This is a genomic window from Nocardia vinacea NBRC 16497, assembly GCF_000308835.1.
Classification (GTDB): Bacteria; Actinomycetota; Actinomycetes; order Mycobacteriales; family Mycobacteriaceae; genus Nocardia; species Nocardia vinacea.
In genome coordinates, this window is sequence record NZ_BAGN01000421.1 from 33355 (window position 1) to 51503 (window position 18149).

16 protein-coding genes are annotated in these 18149 nt (G+C 65.8%); 4 read left to right on the top strand and 12 right to left on the bottom strand.

Annotated elements, in window-relative coordinates; translation table 11 throughout:
• Window positions 1-28: 28 nt before the first annotated feature.
• The 4 genes from ON44_RS42870 to ON44_RS42885 form a co-directional block, all read right to left on the bottom strand.
• Window positions 29-2215, bottom strand: a complete 2187-nt coding sequence (locus tag ON44_RS42870; RefSeq protein WP_083898526.1) for a hypothetical protein — start codon at window positions 2213-2215, stop codon at window positions 29-31.
• Between the two features lie 115 nt (window positions 2216-2330).
• Window positions 2331-2543, bottom strand: a complete 213-nt coding sequence (locus tag ON44_RS51160; protein ID WP_051183305.1) for a hypothetical protein — start codon at window positions 2541-2543, stop codon at window positions 2331-2333.
• A 234-nt stretch (window positions 2544-2777) separates the two neighbouring features.
• Window positions 2778-3665, bottom strand: coding sequence for an aromatic prenyltransferase (locus ON44_RS42880; protein ID WP_040700876.1), 888 nt, complete (start codon window positions 3663-3665; stop codon window positions 2778-2780).
• A gap of 63 nt (window positions 3666-3728) precedes the next feature.
• Window positions 3729-4289: a ricin-type beta-trefoil lectin domain protein gene (locus ON44_RS42885; RefSeq protein WP_040700877.1), complete on the bottom strand. Its 561-nt coding sequence runs from the start codon at window positions 4287-4289 to the stop codon at window positions 3729-3731.
• Window positions 4290-4508: 219 nt separating this feature from the next.
• On the opposite strand from ON44_RS42885, the gene ON44_RS42890 reads away from it, so the two are divergent.
• Window positions 4509-4961 (top strand): VOC family protein, encoded by a 453-nt coding sequence (locus tag ON44_RS42890; protein ID WP_040700878.1) that lies wholly within the window; start codon window positions 4509-4511, stop codon window positions 4959-4961.
• Window positions 4962-5655: 694 nt separating this feature from the next.
• Here ON44_RS42890 and ON44_RS42895 read toward each other — a convergent pair.
• From ON44_RS42895 to ON44_RS42915, 5 genes are all read right to left on the bottom strand, one after another.
• Entirely contained in the window at window positions 5656-6147 is a 492-nt protein-coding gene (locus tag ON44_RS42895) for a hypothetical protein (protein WP_085998730.1), read from the bottom strand.
• Between the two features lie 409 nt (window positions 6148-6556).
• Window positions 6557-6814: an HPr family phosphocarrier protein gene (locus ON44_RS42900; RefSeq protein ID WP_040700880.1), complete on the bottom strand. Its 258-nt coding sequence runs from the start codon at window positions 6812-6814 to the stop codon at window positions 6557-6559.
• Window positions 6815-6841: 27 nt separating this feature from the next.
• Window positions 6842-9130 carry a fructose-specific PTS transporter subunit EIIC gene (locus ON44_RS42905; protein WP_040700881.1) on the bottom strand — a complete coding sequence of 763 codons (2289 nt, stop codon included), beginning with the start codon at window positions 9128-9130 and terminating at the stop codon, window positions 6842-6844.
• A gap of 11 nt (window positions 9131-9141) precedes the next feature.
• Window positions 9142-10092, bottom strand: a complete 951-nt coding sequence (locus ON44_RS42910; RefSeq protein WP_040700882.1) for a 1-phosphofructokinase family hexose kinase — start codon at window positions 10090-10092, stop codon at window positions 9142-9144.
• Window positions 10089-10856, bottom strand: coding sequence for a DeoR/GlpR family DNA-binding transcription regulator (locus ON44_RS42915; RefSeq protein WP_040700883.1), 768 nt, complete (start codon window positions 10854-10856; stop codon window positions 10089-10091). Before ON44_RS42915 ends, ON44_RS42910 begins: the two co-directional genes overlap by 4 nt.
• A 146-nt stretch (window positions 10857-11002) precedes the next feature.
• Between ON44_RS42915 and ON44_RS42920 the strand changes: the two genes are divergently transcribed.
• Both ON44_RS42920 and ON44_RS42925 read left to right on the top strand, forming a co-directional pair.
• Window positions 11003-12715, top strand: a complete 1713-nt coding sequence (locus tag ON44_RS42920; protein ID WP_040700884.1) for a phosphoenolpyruvate--protein phosphotransferase — start codon at window positions 11003-11005, stop codon at window positions 12713-12715.
• A gap of 92 nt (window positions 12716-12807) precedes the next feature.
• On the top strand, window positions 12808-13035 hold the full coding sequence (locus ON44_RS42925) for a hypothetical protein (RefSeq protein WP_157187615.1): 228 nt from the start codon (window positions 12808-12810) through the stop codon (window positions 13033-13035).
• Between the two features lie 3 nt (window positions 13036-13038).
• On the opposite strand, the gene ON44_RS42930 is transcribed toward ON44_RS42925, so the two are convergent.
• The 3 genes from ON44_RS42930 to ON44_RS42940 all read right to left on the bottom strand — a co-directional run bounded on the left by ON44_RS42930 (window position 13039) and on the right by ON44_RS42940 (window position 16492).
• A complete protein-coding gene (locus tag ON44_RS42930) occupies window positions 13039-13587 on the bottom strand; it encodes a DUF779 domain-containing protein (protein ID WP_040700886.1) in 549 nt (182 codons plus the stop codon).
• Window positions 13587-15110, bottom strand: a complete 1524-nt coding sequence (gene adh / locus ON44_RS42935; RefSeq protein ID WP_040700887.1) for an aldehyde dehydrogenase — start codon at window positions 15108-15110, stop codon at window positions 13587-13589. Before adh ends, ON44_RS42930 begins: the two co-directional genes overlap by 1 nt.
• Window positions 15111-15199: 89 nt before the next feature.
• Window positions 15200-16492: a sigma-54-dependent transcriptional regulator family protein gene (locus tag ON44_RS42940; RefSeq protein ID WP_040700888.1), complete on the bottom strand. Its 1293-nt coding sequence runs from the start codon at window positions 16490-16492 to the stop codon at window positions 15200-15202.
• Window positions 16493-16684: 192 nt separating this feature from the next.
• Here ON44_RS42940 and ON44_RS42945 point away from each other — a divergent pair, with 192 nt between their 5' ends.
• The gene (locus ON44_RS42945) at window positions 16685-17947 is read left to right on the top strand and encodes a cytochrome P450 (RefSeq protein WP_040700926.1); all 1263 of its coding nucleotides are present in this window, start codon (window positions 16685-16687) and stop codon (window positions 17945-17947) included.
• Window positions 17948-18149 lie beyond the last annotated feature (202 nt).

An 18149-nucleotide genomic window follows, 5' to 3' on the forward strand; every position in this document is an offset into this window, starting at 1 on the left:
TGTGTTCGTGGATGCCGATGACGTAAGGTCACACGCTGGCTGTGACCAGTTGTCGGTCCTCGGCTGCGGACCGGTCGGTCGCGGTGACCGCGTCGCGGCGGCGCAGGCGCTGATGGGTCAACTGGAGCAGACCGATTCCGGCGAGGCCGCCCGCCGTAGTCGCGGTGCTGATTTCCCAACCCGGCGGGCGCCAGCTGACGGTGAGGTCGGCAGCTATGGTGCCCGCGGGGATGTCGGCGGCAAGGAAGCTGCCCGCGACCTCGCGCGCCGGTATTTCGCTGCCGTTCAGCGTGATTCGATAACCGGGCCAGGCGAGCCGGGCGAAGACCACTCGGCCGCCCTCGACCGAGGTGACCCGGATATGGTTTGTCAGATCGTCTCTCGTTGCGGACGAGGCAAAGACGCCTCTGGCGTCGGCGACCACGCCATTGCGCGTGGACAGCAGACCGTTTTCCCGCTCGAGCACCCAGATGAAGCGTTCGTGGCCCGGGTAGTCGACCCACTTCCAGCCGGATGGCGCGGGCCGGTCGCGCTCGTCGGGATACTGCGCGCGTTGCAGCACAACCCGATCCACCTTCATCAGGTCGACAATCATTCTGCCCGTTGACGGTTCGATGGCGAAGGCGCGGCGGTAGGCGTCCGGACAGGTGCTGCCGTCCCAGGCGAGGCACAGCAGCGCGCTGAACGCGGCGTGGCCGATAGGGGTGTAGCCGGTGACGTAGTCGAGGCCGACGTTCTTGGCGTAGCTGCCGATGGCCAGCGATCCATACGCGCCGGACAGGCTTCGGTCCTCCGGCCGCACCAGCACCCGATCGGCGAGTTGCAGTGTGACGCCGTCGAAGTCGGGGAAGGCGGCGGCCATCGCCGAACGTCGCTCCGGGAAGTCGTAGGACATCGGGGTCGGCGGCGCGCCACGCACCTGGGCGTAGGCGATCGGGAACATCGCCGCGATGGACAGCCCGCAGGCCAGCGCGGTGTGCCTGGTGTAGGCGAGCCACACCACCACCGCGCCGATCGCGGCGACTACTACGACGGCGAGCAGATGCCGCACCACCAGCGCGGGCGCGGCCGAGACGGACCGCGCGAACAGCAGCCCGAACAAGACGGCGGCGGCGGTGCCACGACGCTGCCACGACGCGAAACTGCCGTAGCGACTGAGCAGTACACACACCAGCACGAGCAGCGCGATGGCGAGCATCGGCAGCACCCTGGCGGGCCAGCGCAGCGGGCCGATCGCGCCGGGTCCCGCGGTCCACATCAGCACCGCGGTCGCGAACAACGCGACGCCGCTGAGTTCCCGTGCCGCCTGCGCGGCTGCCTTCCAGTCGATGAAGGCCAGCGCCGGAATCAGGAACCACGCGATGTAGACCATCGGCAACGGCTGGACGTGCCCCCACCACGCGGTGAATGCCGGTGTGGTGCTGGGCAGGCTGGCGTTCAACGACTCGGACCACGGCACCGTCAGGAATGGATCATTGTGGATGTGTGCGCTGCCACGCCAGGTCGCCTGCGAGGACAGAATTCCGGGCAGGTTGGCCGCCGCGGCGGCGAGTACAGCGCAACCGGCCGCCAGTGCGAGTCGCGCCGAGGGCACCCAGCGTCGTTGATAGATGATCTCGCCGATTGCGACCATCGCGATCATCAATCCGGATTCGACTGCGGGAAAGGCATATTGGATGGTCAGTGCCAGGTACAGGAAGATGAAGACCGGTATCGGTCCGCTGCGGCCGCGCGCGTAGTGCACCGCCGATGCCCACGCGTGCACCAACCATGCGGTGCCGGTATGCGAGGTCATCCAGCTGGCTTGGTCGAAGAACAGGAACCAGCCGCTCAATGGAAACGCGACACCGGCGACCGCCGCCCACTGGGACCTCGCGCCGTAGGCCATGCAGATACGAAATACGCCGAGGGCCGCGATTATCGAGAAAACCAGCTTGACCGCCGTTGCATACACCGCGAGGTTATCCATCGATGGGGCGAGCAGATAGATCAGCAGCTGGGGCGGGTTGTACAACCCGGCCTCTTCCAGGGAGTAATTGCCCGACATCCATTCCGTGGGTACGAGCGCGGGAAAACGCCCCTCCCGCAGCCGCGTTCCGAGTTCGACCCACATGGGCGCGTACTGCGCTTCGGTGTCGTCGGTGTAGTAATGCCTGGCGTTCGCCAGCAATACCGCCAGATATCCGGCGATCACCCCGATCGCGGTCACCGCCACCCAAACAAGTCTGTCTCTTCGTGAATCGGTTACCGCGCTTGTTCCCACGAGCGCGGGACCGTAGCGGAATCGGGTTAACAGAGCAAGACGAGCTGCCGTCCGATGAAGTGCGGGGCTACAAGTTGCCCACCGGGACGTAGCCCATCACGCCGACACAGAAACCGATGACGACCGCGATGAACTGTAGTACACGGTCACGACATCGCCCTCGAGCCTGGTCGGGTCCGCCCTGTTCCTCGAAGCGGACCACGCGACTGTCACGTGCGGTGAAGTCGTAGACATGGTGCACACTCGTGTTCCCGTGGCCGCCACTGGTCTTCGTGAACACCTTCAGGCAGCGCCCCTTCGCCGTCAGCCCGCTGGTTCATGCGCGCGGGAGTCCGAGCGTGCGGCGAACCGCCGCAAATGCCATGAACACCGCCACGGTGATGATCAGGCCGGGCACGAGTTCGATGAGTAATTCCATTGCAGTGCCCCCAGACGTGACGGCCGCCGCCGGTGCGCGCGGTGCATTGGATTTACCGGGCTGAGTGGGTCCCCCGCAACACTCCCGCGACGGTCGTCAGGTGGGGCGGGGTGCAATTCCGCCTGGGAAGGTGGCGACGCGGACACCTGCGTATTCGGCCTGGACTTTGTAGTAGCGGTTGGTCGGGCCGTAGGCGGCGTAGAAGACGAAGCCGCGGGTGTCGAGGTCGGCGAAGGGTGCTTCGGCGACGAAACGGGCCAGGACCGGGTCGAGATGGGTTGGGAAGCTCGATGGTTCGCAGCGCACCGGGAAGCAGATGCGCTCCATGTGCGATGAGGTCCAGGAGAATGTGCGGTAGAGGTTGAAGGTGCGGGCGAGTAAGGCCAGTTCGGTGTCGGTCGGTGCGGTGAAGTCGAGTTCGGCCAGGATCCCGGTGATATCCGCGGGCGCGAGATGGCCGGGCTCGAAGACATTCGAGTAGAGGTTCATCGTGCGGGCGTCGAAATCTACTGCGAGAATCCCGATTCGGCCGCCATAGCGGGATAGGTGGTCGGCGTGCGCACGTGCCGACTCGGGAATTCCGGAGAAGCCGAGAATCCGCTCCACGCTGAGCAATTCGGGAAAGACCAGCCAGATCTTCTGCACCCCACCGGCGAGTGCGAGGTCGACACCCGAGCTGACCGGCACCTCGGCCGCGATCTCGGCGAGCAACTGCTCCATCGGATGGCCGGTGTAGGTGAGAAGTCCTGCGCCACGCAGTTTCTCGATGAGCTCCGTCGGCTCGCCCGGGTGCATCACCCTGGCGTTGACCTCGCGCTCGGGCACCGGATGCGTAATGGTGCGCACGCCCACGACAGAGTTGGTCCACAGCTCAGCTAGCGTTTCCAGTACCGGATCCGCGATCGCGGGGTCGTAGCGAACCTCGGCCAGGCGCGCATACTCTTGCAGGTCCTTCCGGAGTTGATCGAGTGTCCTTGCGCTCATGATTCTCATCGTCCCGGAAACGTCCACCCGATCGCAGCGCTTCGCATGATCTCGCGCCCGGTCTCATGGCGTGGGCAGCCGGTCCCACTGCATGCGCGGATCTTCGTTTGCGAAATCGTCGCGAATAGTGACGTAGGACGTGCCCGCGGCGTAGGGAACACTGAGTCGACGACTGTCGTACGCGGCCTTGTAGACCGTGGTGCCCGTGCCATCGGGGAAAGTGACGTATTCGAGGGTGAAGTCCTGTCGGTAGCTGCCGGTTTCGCAGATGGCGAGGAAGGCCAAACCCCATCCGCCCGAAGCGTTTTCGATGCACCGATGTTGGCCCTTCGAGTTCACTTCGTAGGTGCTGAAGGCGACTGTGTCCGGACTGGTCGTCGCGCGCAGCCACCACTGGCGCCGATCATTGGCATCGCACGGGGCGAACCGAGCAGTGCCGGTGATCCCGTTATTGGGGTCGTCCTGGGTAGTCATGCACAGACCGTTACCCCGGTTGTACATCAGCCAGTAGGCGAACTCGGCGTGTGCGGAGCCGGCCGCACCGACCATGCTGGTGACGGCGGATGCGGCCAAGGCCACCGCGGCCATCCGTACCGCGGCAAAAGTGGTGATCGAGCGCTTCATTTGTTTCTCCGTACTTCCGTTGTCCTCGTTGCCACTTCATCTCCGACCACCGATCGGGTAACACGGTCGAGCCGAGTGATTCGACGGAATCCCTCACTGCCGCTGCGAATACCTCGGTGGCGGACGGCATGAATCCTTTCTCGCGCGCGTTTCACGGCACTTTCAACGGCATCTCACCGGGCCGGGCCGGGCCGGGCCGGGTTGCGGTAGGTTCCGCCCGTGGCTTTGAACTGGAAACTGGTCATCGACACCAGAAACGCTCCCGCTCTCGCCGACTTCTGGGCCGCGGCGCTGGAGTACGAGGTAGAGGACCCGAGCGTCCTCGTCGAGCAACTACTGTCCGCCGGTCAGCTCACCGCTGACGCGGTCGTCGAACATCACGGCCGCAAGACCTTCCGCGGCTACGCCGCCATCCGCCACCCCGACGACCCGTTCGACCCGACCAGCGGTGTCGGCCAAGGCAGGCGTCTGCTCTTCCAAGACGTGCCCGAAGACAAATCCGGCAAGAACCGCCTGCACATCGACGTGCACAGCGAGCCCGGTACCCTCGACGCACTCGTCGCCCGGTTGGAAGCGCTGGGAGCAACCCGCATCCGCGAATTCGACAAGGGCCCCGCCGGTCACTGGTGGATCATGCGCGACCCGGAAGGCAACGAATTCTGCGCCGCATAGGGCAGAACAACTCCCTCGTCGGAGCTGGACGAGGGACTGGTACTACAACGGCACGGACGTTTTCCGGGCGACCAGAAAGCGAGGTGCCGTCGACGAACGGCACGTCGGCATTGGGAGCGAGGCGAAACAACGTGGCCGCGAAAGCACTACCGTGCGGCTCTTCGAGCGGTTCTGAATGTAGGGACAGATGCCGAACCGGGGTTCACCCGTCATCGGCAACTCTCGGATGACCGGGACGTGAACCGCAAACAATCCTCCAGAGCGCTCTGGCCGCGAGCGCGGGTGCCGTGCTGGCGAATTCGGCAACTACCGACGGCGAAATGATCGACGCGATAGCCGGACCGACCGTGCACAACCGCCGCATGGAATCCGCAGTGCCATCAGATCAGCTCTTCCCGCCGTCGAAGCACACTTGAACCGAACTAGACGATTGATTCCGAGGGATGTGGTGCGCGGCTGCGCCGCGCACCACATGGTGGTTGGTTGCCGGCGAGGATGGCCGTTGTGTCCGGTACAGCGTGAAAGTTGTTGCTGGGGAACCGTGTTCGAGGTGAACGTGGGTGATGGTGCCGAAAGATCAAGGTTGTGAGCAATGACATCAAAGCCCAGCTCGATCCGGAACGCCACGGCGGGCGCACCATCGCCGGGGTCACTGACCGCCTACGACCACTAATCAAGGGGGTGGGTGTGAACCTCAGACCTCCACATCCAAAGGGAACGGCGGCCACTCAGGCATCCAAGTTGTCTCCAACTCGCCAGACAGCACGCCGACGAACCATTCACCGAACTCGTGATCAGTATCGAGCCAGTCGTGATGGTTTCGGCGGAAGGCCGACACCGTCCAGCGTTCATCATCTTGGTGCCGCAAGAAAAGCTGATCGCCTTCGATCGTGTTGCCCCACAGGAGTGCACCACCTGGGGTCGGCAATACCGTGCAGGGGACGGTCGGGTTCTCATCCATGTGCTTTCCCATCTCTTCGGCGTAGGAACTGATGCTCGATGCTCCAGCAAGGAAGATGAACTCTCCGATCATGGTGTGCCCATATGCTCCCGCCACCTCAACGAAGTCTGAGGGAAAACGGACTCCCCATTCCCGACCGATCTGTGCCACCTGGCCGGCCTCGTCCTGTCGCACAGGCTGACCCAAGATCTGGTTGAGTTTGCCGAGCAGCACACTCGTTTGCATTGCAGACTCCGTTCTGCCCCTGATGACGCGCTCCAATTGACCGCGCGAAGTGGCATCCTGATTGCGAACATCAGCACCCTAGACCAACCCGTGGCAGATCCAAATCCGCACCATCTGTGCCGCATGCACCCGGGCGAAGTCCTGTAGCGCATTCTCGTCCTGACCACCGCCATCTGGCACAACGACCGGATCGGACAGCCCACCACACGATCACTGACCGAGGTGACGATGCGTGAGGAGCGATCAAGATCAGGTGGAACTGAGGTAACTTGCTACTCGGGCGATGCCGCCACAGCTTCCACCTGATCTTGATCCGATCAGCGTGGGGCAGCGGGACTTCGGGGGCAGCTACGTGATCTTGCTTGCGGGTTCGCTGGGGTGAGGGGATCGGAACGAACGCCCTGTCTGCTCAGGCGTCGAGATCGGTGGCGACGAGTTTCGCGACGAGGTCGAGGGCGTTGGGGTCGTCGCTGGTGACGACTACGTCGGTGCCGCAGGCCGCGCCGAGGGTCATGATCATGAGGGCCGAACCGGCGTCTACCGGGTCGCCGTCGACGAGGGACAGGGTGACTTCGGCGCCGGAGTCGGTGACGGTTTCGGCGATGATGTTGGCGGGGCGCGCGTGCAGGCCGATGGCGGAGGCGACGGTGACGGTGGTGCTGGCCATGGGGTGATTCTCCTTGGGTGAGCGGGGTCAGGCGGTGGCGAGGGCGGGGGTGCGTGGCTTGATGAATTCCTTGGCGGCGGTGACGCAGAGGGAGGCGACGGCGGTGCCCGCGACGAGGGCGGCGAGGAACCAGACGATGTGGCCGACGGCGAAGAAGACGAAGATGCCGCCGTGCGGTGCGCTCAGGGTGGTTCCGGTGGCCATGATCAGCGCACCGGTGGCCGCGCCACCGGCCATCATCGACGGAATCACGCGCAGCGGGTCGGCGGCGGCGAAGGGGATCGCGCCTTCGGAGATGAACGAGGCGCCGAGAAGCCATGCGGCCTTACCATTTTCGCGTTCGGCGGTGGTGAACAGGCGGGGGCGCAGGACCGTGGCCAGTGCCATGGCCAGCGGCGGGACCATGCCCGCGGCCATGACGGCGGCCATGATGCGCAGCGAGGCAGGATCGGTGACCGACAGTCCGGCTACGGCGAAGGAATACGCGGCTTTGTTGACCGGGCCGCCGAGGTCGAAGCACATCATCAGGCCGAGGATGGCGCCGAGGGCGAGGGCCGAGGTGCCGGTGAGGCTGTTGAGCCAGTTGGTGAGTCCGCTGGTGATCGCGGCGAGCGGTTTGCCGAGGAAGATGAACATCGACGCGCCGACTATCAGCGAGGCGACCAGCGGGATGACCACGACCGGCATGAGTCCGCGCGCCCATTGCGGGGCAGGCAGTTTCGCCACCCAGAGCGCGGCGAATCCGGCGATCAGACCACCGATGAGGCCGCCGAGGAATCCGGCACCGACGAATACGGCCACCGCACCGGCGGTGAATCCCGGTGCGAGACCCGGTCGGTCGGCGATGGCGAAGGCGATATATCCGGCGAGGGCCGGTACCAGGAAGCTGAATGCGAGCGAACCCAATTGGAACAGCACCGCGCCGAGATAGGTCGGCAGGCCGCCGTCGGGTAGCGCCGTCAGCGAGTTGTCGAGCACGATTTTCTTGGCGTGGTCGGCGATTTCGTAGCCGCCGAAAAGGAATCCGAGCGCGATGAGCAGACCGCCCGCAGCGACGAACGGGATCATATAGCTGACGCCGGTGAGCAGAATCTGGCGCAGCCGGGTGCCCCAGCCGAGTGCCGCCGGTGCCGAAACACCCTCGGAGGGTGCGGATCCCGCGACCGTCGCCGCCGTGGGATCGAGCGCGGCGCGCAGTGCGTCGGCGACCATGGTGTCGGGCTCGTTGATCGCGCGCTTGACCCCGGACTCGACTACGGGCTTGCCCGCGAACCGTTCACGGCCGCGCACACCCACGTCGGTGGCGAAGATGACCGCGCTCGCGGCGGCGATGGTTTCGGAGCTCAGCGGGGTGCTACCGCTGGAACCCTGGGTCTCGACGTGCACCGTGACGCCCGCACGGTCACCGGCGGCGACGAGCGAGTCGGCGGCCATGTAGGTGTGGGCGATACCCGTCGGACAAGCCGTGACCGCGACGATTGTTTGCCCGGCCGGTGCGTCGGCCGAAACGCCGTCGGGCGCAGGTGTTGTCGAGCTGTCGAGTCCGGCCGCTGCCGAAGGTGTGCTGTTCGAATTCGCTTCGCGTGCGGGTGTGGTGCCCTTTGAAGCCGCTCGGGACGCGGATGCGCCGTTCGAAACGGCCACGTCTGTGGAAGTACGGTTCGAACCCGGTTCCTGTGCGGGTGCGCCGATCGGAGCGGCTGCCGACGGGGGAGTGCCATTCGGAGCTGCGTCGGGCGTCGGTGCGCTGCCGGATGGGGCCTGCGTAAGGGCGCCGTTCGCGGCGGTACCGTTCGAAGCGGCGTCACTCGAAACAGACTCCACTGCACGGATTTTGGGCGTCATCGCAGGCTTCTGCGCAAGCACATCCGTAATCAGCGAAACCACCTCATCAGCGCTCGCGGCACCCCGCAACGAACCCACGAACTCCGGCCGAACAAGCGCCCGAGCCAAACTCGACAACAACTTCATATGCTCGGCCCCGGCACCTTCCGGCGCGGCAATGAGGAATACGAGATCGGCGGGCCCGTCAGCAGCACCGAAATCCACCGCGGGTTCCAGCCGAGCGAACCCGAGCGACGCACTGGTCACCGCCGCATTCCGGCAATGTGGAATCGCAATCCCGCCGGGAAGCCCTGTCGCGGACTGTGCTTCGCGCGCCAGCGCCGCATCACGCAATGTCTCGGCAGAGGTAGCCCGCCCATTGTCGGTGAGTCGCTGTGCGAGTGTCGCGATCACCGTCTCCTTGGCGGTGCCGAGGTCGGTATCGAGGCTGATCAGCTCGGTGGTGATGATCGAATCAGGGGAGTGGGCCATCGCAGTGTCCTTCAGCGACTGTGCAGGGATTCCAACGTCGTGACGGCCACGGCGCGGGGGTCGGTGTGGTGTGGGCCGGGCAGCCCGGTCCCCGGCAGCGCGGCGGCGGCGCTGCCGTAGGCGACGGCGCGGCGCAGCCGATCCGGTGCGTCCAGTCCGTCTAGATCGGCGAGCAGGTATCCGGCCAGCGCGGAATCGCCTGCTCCCACCGTGCTGCGTGGGGTAATGGCGGGTGCGGCGGCATGCCACGCACCGTCCGCGGTGACGAGTACGGCCCCGGCCGCGCCGAGCGTCGCGAGCACGGCGCCGACGCCGCGAGCGATCAGTGTGCTCGCGGCACGCGCGGCGGCGACCGGATCCTCCAACTCGGCGGGGTCGCCGTGGGTGAGCTGGGCCAGCTCCTCGGCATTCGGCTTGAGTAGTTGCGGCGCAGCTGATTCCAGTTCGGCGGCCAGTGCGAGCAGGGGAGCGTCGGAGGTATCGACGGCGATCCGGACACCGCGCAGCCGGTGCAGCAGGTACGCGTACCAGTCGGTGGGGACGGCGGGTGGGAGGGATCCGGACAGCACGACCCAGCTCGCCGTATCGGCGAGTTCATCGAGCTGATTCGCCAGTGCGGCAAGGCATTCGGCGGACAGCGGTGATCCGGGCTCATTGATCTTCGTGGTGGTGCCGTCGCGTTCGGCGACGGTGAGATTGGTGCGCGCGGGGGTGGCGCACGGCACCGCGCGGTGTTCGATATCGGCATCGGTGAGCATGCGCAGCAACGGATCACCGGCATTGCCGGGCAGTACCGCAATGGTCTCGACCCCGGCGGCGGCGATCACCCGGGAAACGTTGACTCCCTTGCCACCCGGCTGCGACAGTACGGTCTCGGCACGGAGTACGGCACCGCGCCGCAACGATTCCCGCAGGCTGACGGTGCGGTCGATACTGGGATTCGCGGTGAGCGTGACGATCATGCCGTGACCACCTCGATGCCGTACTCGGTGAGTTCGTTGTGTACCGAAGGCAGTAGCCCGGTGTCGGTGACCAGCACATCGAATTCCTCGACCGAACCGAAGCTCAGCAGATCCTCGCGCCCGACCTTCGTGGCATCGGCGACCACCACGACCCGGTGGGCGCTGGCGATCATGGCGCGCTTCACCGCCGCCTCGTCGGGATCGGGGGTGGAAAGTCCGTGGCCGATGGTCAGGGCATTGGTGCCGATGAACGCCACATCGACCCGCAGCTCACCGAGCACCCGCAAGGCCTCCGCGCCGACCGCGGCCTGCGTGACACCCCGCACCCGGCCGCCGATCAGATGCAGCCGCACTCCGGCGTATCCGCTGAGCCGGGCGGCGATGGGCACCGAGTTCGTCACGGCGACGAGCTCCCGGTCGGCGGGCAGGGCGGCGGCCACCCGCGCGGTGGTGGTCCCGGCATCGAACAGCACGCTGCCGCCGGTCGGTGGCAGATAGTCGAGGGCCGCCTTGGCGATGCGGTCCTTCTCGGCGGCGTGCGTGTGTTCGCGCTCGGTGGTGCCGAGTTCGATCGCGGTGAGCGCCGCCGCGGGCACCGCACCCCCGTGCACCCTGCGGATCAGCCCCATCCGATCGAGGACCGCCAAATCTCGGCGCACGGTTTCGGTGGTGACTCCGTACTGCTCGGACAGATCGGCGACCGATACGCGCCCGCGTTGCCCGACCAGGGCGGCAATGGCCTGCTGGCGCTCCTCTGCGTACATCCGATCCTCCGATTGGCGATGTGTGTTTATGTTGTTTTATGCCCGTCTGTGTTGCTTTGTCAAGAGATTTGAGTAGTCTGGATCACAACGAGCCGAGCTGAGTAATCGGTCGCACTCACTCGACATCGGCGTGGAGGAGGAATCGAATGTCCGGATCACCGCAGGCCACAGGTACCGCGAAGGTTGCGCGCAGCGCCATGACATTGCGTGGCACCCCAGCGGTGCCCGGAATCGCCGCCGCGCCGACCGTGCGGCCGGCGCCGCGGATTCGCGCGGACCTGCGTTCCGAACCGGTCGCCGAGCCCGATCGGGCATCGCAACACGAAGCCTTCCTTGCCGCGACATCGGTGGTTGCACGGCGCTTGCGCGAGCGCGCCACCCACGCAAGTGGGGCGGCCGCGGAGGTACTCGTCGCGAATGCCGCGATGGCGGCCGATCGTGGCTGGCTCGGCGCCGCCGAGAAATTGATCGCTGCGGGTAGTCCCGCCGCCGTCGCGGCGACCGTGGCCACCGATCAGTTCGCCGAGATGTTCACCAAGCTCGGTGGGCTGATGGCCGAACGCGTCACCGACCTTCGCGATGTCTGCGACCGGGTGGTCGCCGAGCTGGCCGGTGTGCCCGAACCGGGCATTCCCACGCCCGCCCGGCCATCGATCCTGCTCGCCGACGATCTGGCCCCGGCCGATACCGCCGGACTGGATCCGAATCTCATAGTCGGCCTTGCTACTTCGCGGGGCGGTCCGACCAGCCACACCGCGATCATCGCCCGCCAGCTCGGTATCCCGTGCGTGGTCGCGATCGCCGGACTCGACGATGTGCCCGCCGGGGTGCACGTGCTGATCGATGGGGCGGCCGGACAGGTCGCCATCGGTCCGGATCCGGAAACCGCCGCCCGCGCCGTGGCCGAATACCGCACGCAGGAATCGCGCACGGCGGCCTGGACCGGTCCGGGCGCGACCGCCGACGGACACCGGGTCGAGATTCTCGCCAACGTCCAGGACGCGGCCGGAGCCCGCACGACGCGCTCGCAACCGGCCGAGGGCATCGGCCTGTTCCGCACCGAATTATGTTTCCTGGACCGCGAATCCGAGCCGAACATCGCCGAACAGGCGGGCATCTATCGCGAGGTCTTCGACGCGTATGCCGGGGCGAAGGTGGTGATACGCACTCTCGACGCCGGTTCGGACAAACCACTGCGTTTCGCCGACCATGCCGACGAAGCGAACCCGGCGCTCGGCGTGCGCGGCATCCGCATCGCCGCCCACAACAGCGGAATCCTGGACCGCCAACTCGACGCGATCGCCCAGGCCGCCACCGACCGCACGCCCACACCGTGGGTCATGGCCCCGATGATTTCCACTGCGGCCGAAGCGAAATCGTTCGCCGCCGAGGTGCGAGCGCGGGGACTGATTCCCGGCGTCATGATCGAGGTCCCCGCGGCCGCCCTGCTGGCCGAGGCCATTCTGGAGCACGTCGACTTCCTCTCGATCGGCACCAACGACCTCGCTCAATACACTATGGCCGCCGATCGCATGTCCGCCGACCTCGCCGCACTCACCGACCCCTGGCAACCCGCCGTCCTGGCGCTGGTTGCCCGCACCGCGGCTGCCGGCGCGACCGCGCACAAGCCCGTCGGTGTCTGCGGCGAAGCCGCTGCCGACCCCCTATTGGCCTGTGTCCTAACCGGATTCGGCATCAGTTCGCTCTCCGCCGCCGGTGTCGCGGTAGCCGCCGTCGGAGCGGCCCTCTCCGGCGTCACCCTCGAAGACTGCCGCCGCGCCGCGGCCGCCGTCCTGTCGACCTCCGACCCGGACAGCGCCCGCACCGCCGCCCGCGCCGCCCTTCAGTCCGCCGGATGATCGACGGTTGCGTCACGATTGCCGAAAGTGCCACTTCATGATCCAGCAAACTCGGGCGAAACGGTCGGGGGCGTTGCGGCGATCTGGTGAATATGGCCACCGACACCATGAATCTCGCCGAGCGACGTCAAGCGATCCGACGACTCGTTGCGGTCTGCCACGTAGTCAACAAGCTGGTAGAGCTAGCCGAGACGGAAGCGTCCGAACCGTTGATCGCGCAGGCTCATACCACGCGCCGGGTGCTCCAGGATCTGGTGCTCGACCTGGTGGCGATCGAGCCGCGAACCGGGTCTGAGCCGGAAACGACAGGGCCGCAGTAAAAGTTAGCTGTCAAGGCGACGGCCGCCTCCGCTACCGGGAACCGGGCAGGCATCGGCTGCCTCGGCGACTACCTGTGGTTCGCTCGATACCGCAGGACGTTCCCCACGCTCCCAGCCCGCGCCCGTCACCGATTCGGTCGCAGCCAGAACGGCCAGCTCACCGTCATCGAAAACCCTTCCACGACTGAGGAATCTGAACCCTTCCGGCGATTCCAGGCTGAAGCCCGACCCACGACCCGGCACGACATCGAGAACGAGCTGGGTGTGTTGCCAGGCAGCGAACTGTGGTCCCGAGATCCACACCGGTGCAATATCGTCCGGCTCCGGCGCAGTAGCCGGCAACTCGCCGACTCGCATTCGCAAATCGAGCAATCCGAGCAGCACATCGTGATCGCCGATCACGAATTCGCCTGCGGGATAGCACATCGGAGCCGATCCGTCGCAGCAGCCACCGGACTGGTGCAGCATCAGCGGGCCGTGCTGCCCGCGGAGGCGACGGAGCAGATCCATCGCCGCCGCGGTGGCGCGCACGCGCCGAGGAACTGCGGCCATCAGAAGAAGCCTTGCGCCTTCGATGCGTAGCCGACCAGCAGGTTCTTCGTCTGCTGATAGTGGTCGAGCATCATGCGGTGGTTCTCGCGGCCGATGCCGGACTGCTTGTAGCCGCCGAAGGCCGCGTGCGCCGGGTACTGGTGGTAGGTGTTGGTCCACACCCGTCCGGCCTGGATATCGCGTCCGGCCCGGTATGCCACCGAACCGTCGCGTGACCATACGCCTGCGCCGAGTCCGTAAAGGGTGTCGTTGGCGATTCTGATGGCTTCGTCGTAATCCGCGAACGAAGTCACCGATACAACAGGTCCGAAGATCTCCTCCTGGAAGATGCGCATCGAATTGCTGCCCGCGAAAACCGTTGGCTGCACGTAGTATCCGCCGGACAGGTCGCCGCCGAGGTCGGCGCGCTCGCCACCGGTCAGTAGCGTCGCGCCCTCGCCCTTGCCGATTTCGAGGTAGGACAGGATCTTTTCGAGCTGATCGTTGCTGGCCTGCGCGCCGATCATGGTCTCGGTATCGAGCGGATCGCCCTGCCGCACCGCCTTGGTGCGCACGACGGCCGCGGCCAGGAATTCGTCGTAGATATCGGCCTGGATGAGCGCGCGCGACGGGCAGGTGCAGACCTCACCCTGGTTCAGCGCGAACATGGTGAAGCCCTCGAGCGCCTTGTCCTGGAAGTCGTCATTGGCGGCGAGGACATCGCTGAAGAAGATATTCGGGCTCTTACCACCGAGTTCCAGCGTGACCGGGATCAGGTTCTGCGAGGCGTATTGCATGATCAGCCGGCCTGTGGTGGTCTCACCGGTGAAGGCGATCTTCTTGATCCGCGGGCTGGAGGCCAGCGGCTTACCCGCCTCGACACCGAAACCGTTGACAATGTTGACCACACCGGGCGGCAGCAGATCACCGATGAGACCGATCAGGAACATGATCGAGGCCGGGGTCTGCTCGGCGGGCTTGAGCACTACCGCATTACCGGCGGCGAGCGCGGGCGCGAGCTTCCAGGTGGCCATCAGAATCGGGAAGTTCCACGGAATGATCTGGCCGACCACGCCGAGCGGCTCGTGGAAGTGGTAGGCGACGGTGTCGGCGTCGATCTGCGACAGCGAACCCTCTTGTGCGCGAATGGCACCGGCGAAGTAACGGAAGTGGTCGATGGCCAGCGGGATATCGGCGGCCAGGGTTTCCCGGATCGGTTTGCCGTTGTCCCAGGCCTCCGCGAGGGCGAGCGCGTCGAGGTTCTCCTCGATGCGGTCGGCGATCTTGTTGAGGATGATGGCGCGCTCGGCGACCGAGGTCTTGCCCCAAGCGGGTGCGGCGGCGTGCGCGGCATCGAGGGCGAGTTCGATGTCTTCGGCAGTGCCGCGCGCGACCTCGCAGAACGGCTGACCCGTTACGGGAGTCGGGTTTTCGAAGTACTGCCCCTTGACGGGCGCGACCCATTCGCCGCCGATCCAGTTGTCGTATCGGGTCGGGAACGACATGGCGGCGCCGGGTGTGCCCGGGCGGGCGAAGACGGTCATCGAATGCTCCTCGATCTGCTGACTTTCACATCAGGTGTGATCCGGAACACTAGAAGTGTCCATGTTGCACGACAGTTGCAAGAAACTGGTCAGATGCCCAATTTACGGTCGAGTAGTCGTAATTGTGTCTTTACCTGGGCATACAGTGAGGATTGACGATCCAGCGAGGAGAGGTAGGCGGTCCACGCCGCAACATCCTCGCGCCCGTCGGCCGAACCGGTCCAGCGGGCGAGCAGGCGACGATCACCGGCCGTCAGCAGGGCCGCGCGCAGGCGTCCACGCAATTCGACGCGCAATTCGGCGATGCCCGGTGCGAGCGAGCGGGGCAGGATCGGGCCGGGATAGGCGCGCAAGGCCGCCGAGGTATCGCCGCGCGCGAGTGCACGCCGAACCTCGTCGACATCGGTATCGAGATCCATCAGCAGCCGATACGGGCGGGAGCCGAGACCATTGGCGCCCAACATCTTTCGCACTCGCGACATCTCCGCGCGCACCGTAACCGGATCAAGCTCGGATTCGTCGAGCAGCATGGCGAGATGGTCGGCGCTCAGTCCCTCCGGGTAATTGGTCAGCAGCAACAGGATTTCGGCATGGCGCTGCGATAAGCGGATGCGCTCACCATCGCGGATCAGGGACGGCCGGGCCGGGCCGAGTGCCTCGAGGCGTGCCGTCGTCGACGCGAGCGGTCTCGGCGCGTCGAGCATGAGCAGCCGCAGTTCGGATTCCGCGGCCGATACCGTCGCTCGGATCAGTGACAACACTTCGGGTGCCGCCACGCGGGGTCCGCCCGTGATATCGATGGCGCCGATGATCCGGCCGCTGCGCGGATCATGTACGGGCGCAGCGGAACAACTCCATTCGTGCACCACGCGACTGAAGTGTTCGGCCCCGAAGATCTGCACATGGTGATCGAGGGCGAGTGCGGTGCCGGGTGCATTGGTGCCGACTCGGTCCTCACTCCAGTCCGCACCCTCGACGAAATTCATGGCCAGCGCCCGGTCCTTGACCTTCGAATCGCCCTCCACCCACAGCAATCGGCCCTCGGCATCGCTGATCGCGACGAGCAGTCCGGCCTCGGCGGCATCCTCGACCAGCAGTTTGCGCACTACCGGTCGGATGAGCGCGGTCGGATGCGTGGCCCGATACCGTTGCAGTTCAAGACCATCGAGGTCGACACCGGCGCCGAAGCGATCCGGATCGACGCCGTTGCCGCGGCTGCGCCGCCAGGAATCCAGCACCACCGGGCGCACCGGATCGATCGGCAGCTGCTCGTCGCCTTCGATGAAGCAGCGATGCGCACAGGACACCTGTCGCGCCAATTGCGCGAGGTCGTCCTCCGGTCGAACGGCCACCCAGGGGTTGCCGTGCGCTGCTGTGCTCAATCGGTGTCCTTCGTGTGTCGCCCCTACCTACTGTAATGCCGGTCACATGTCGTATAGCCAAGGGTGGGGCGCTCGGTACGCGCGGACCGGGCAGTCAACGTAGTCTGACTCTGCTCTGCGCAGGCGGCACGGATGCGCCTGCGGTCGCGCACCATGCTCATCGCTTCTGCACAACGACTGGAGTCACGTCTCTTGACCACGCCAGAGTCGGCAACCACCACCACCCGCCCGTTCCCTGTCGCGCACGGATCGCCGATCGATACCGACGGCCCCCGAATCTCGTTATTCTCAGCGGAATTCGCCGCGAACCCGCATGACGCCTACCGCGAGATGCGCGAGAGATACGGTTCGCTGGTGCCGGTGGAGTTGGCGCCCGGGGTACCTGCGACCCTGGTGATCGGTTACTACACCGCGCTGCAGATCCTCAATGATCCCGACCATTTTCCGCACGATTCGCGAACCTGGCAGAAAGGTGTTCCCGAGGAATGCCCGGTGCGGCCGATGCTCGAATGGCGTCCGGCGGCGATTCGTTCCACCGGCCTCGAGCACGCCCGCTACCGGGAGGCGACCGTGGCCGGTCTCGGTCTCGTCGACCTGTTCGCGTTGCATTCCACCGTGGAGAAGATCGCGATTCCGCTGATCAACACGTTCTGTGAGGACGGATCGGCGGATCTGGTCGGGCAGTACGCATTACCGCTGTCGTTCGCGGTGATCAACGCAATGCTCGGTTGCCCGCAGGAGATCGGCCAGCGTGCCGCGACTGGTATGGCGGCCATGATGGAGGGTGCGGATGCGGCCGTCGAGGGCGGCAAAATGGTCGCCGATGCGATGTTCGAACTAGTCTGCCTCAAGCGCGACCAACCGGCCGACGATATCGTCTCCGGGCTGCTCGCCCATCCGGCAAACCTCGACGACGCCGAGATGATCCACCAGGTCCTCAGCCTGTACGGCGCCGGAATGGAACCGACGCAGAATCTGATCGTCAATACGCTGCGCCTGATGCTGACCGACGACCGGTTCGGTGGTGGCATTCTCGGCGGCACCCTATCCACGCGCGACGCGTTGGACGAGGTGCTGTTCACCGATCCACCGCTATCGAACTACTGCATCACCTTCCCGAAGCAGCCGGTCCTGATCGAGGGCTCGTGGCTGCCCGCGCACCAGCCGGTCGTCATCAGCATGACCGGCTGCAATAACGATCCCGCGATCACCACCGGCGCGTACACCGACAACAGCTCCCACCTGGCGTGGAGTGTCGGTCCGCATGCCTGCCCCGCCCGCTCGATCGCGACCCTGATCGCGCAGGACGCGATCGATCAACTGCTGGACGCCCTACCGGAAATGAGGCTGGCCATTCCCGTCGAAGAATTGGAATGGCGACCGGGGCCGTTCCACCGTGCGGTGGTCGCCCTCCCCGTTGGATTCCCCAAATCCCCTCCGCTGCAAGTCTTCTGACGCTCACTCGGGTGCGATGGAGATCGCGTCGGTGCGTCGGGCTGTGCTGGTGAGGCCAGATCGTTTGTCCGGCAAGGGCATTCGGGTGTGCCAGGGTATTTCGCGTCCATGACCGGGACCGCAACGCCGCCAACAATATTCTCGTGGCGGTACGTGCGGGGAGAATAAACACCCGCACAGGCCTGAGACGACGTCAATACTT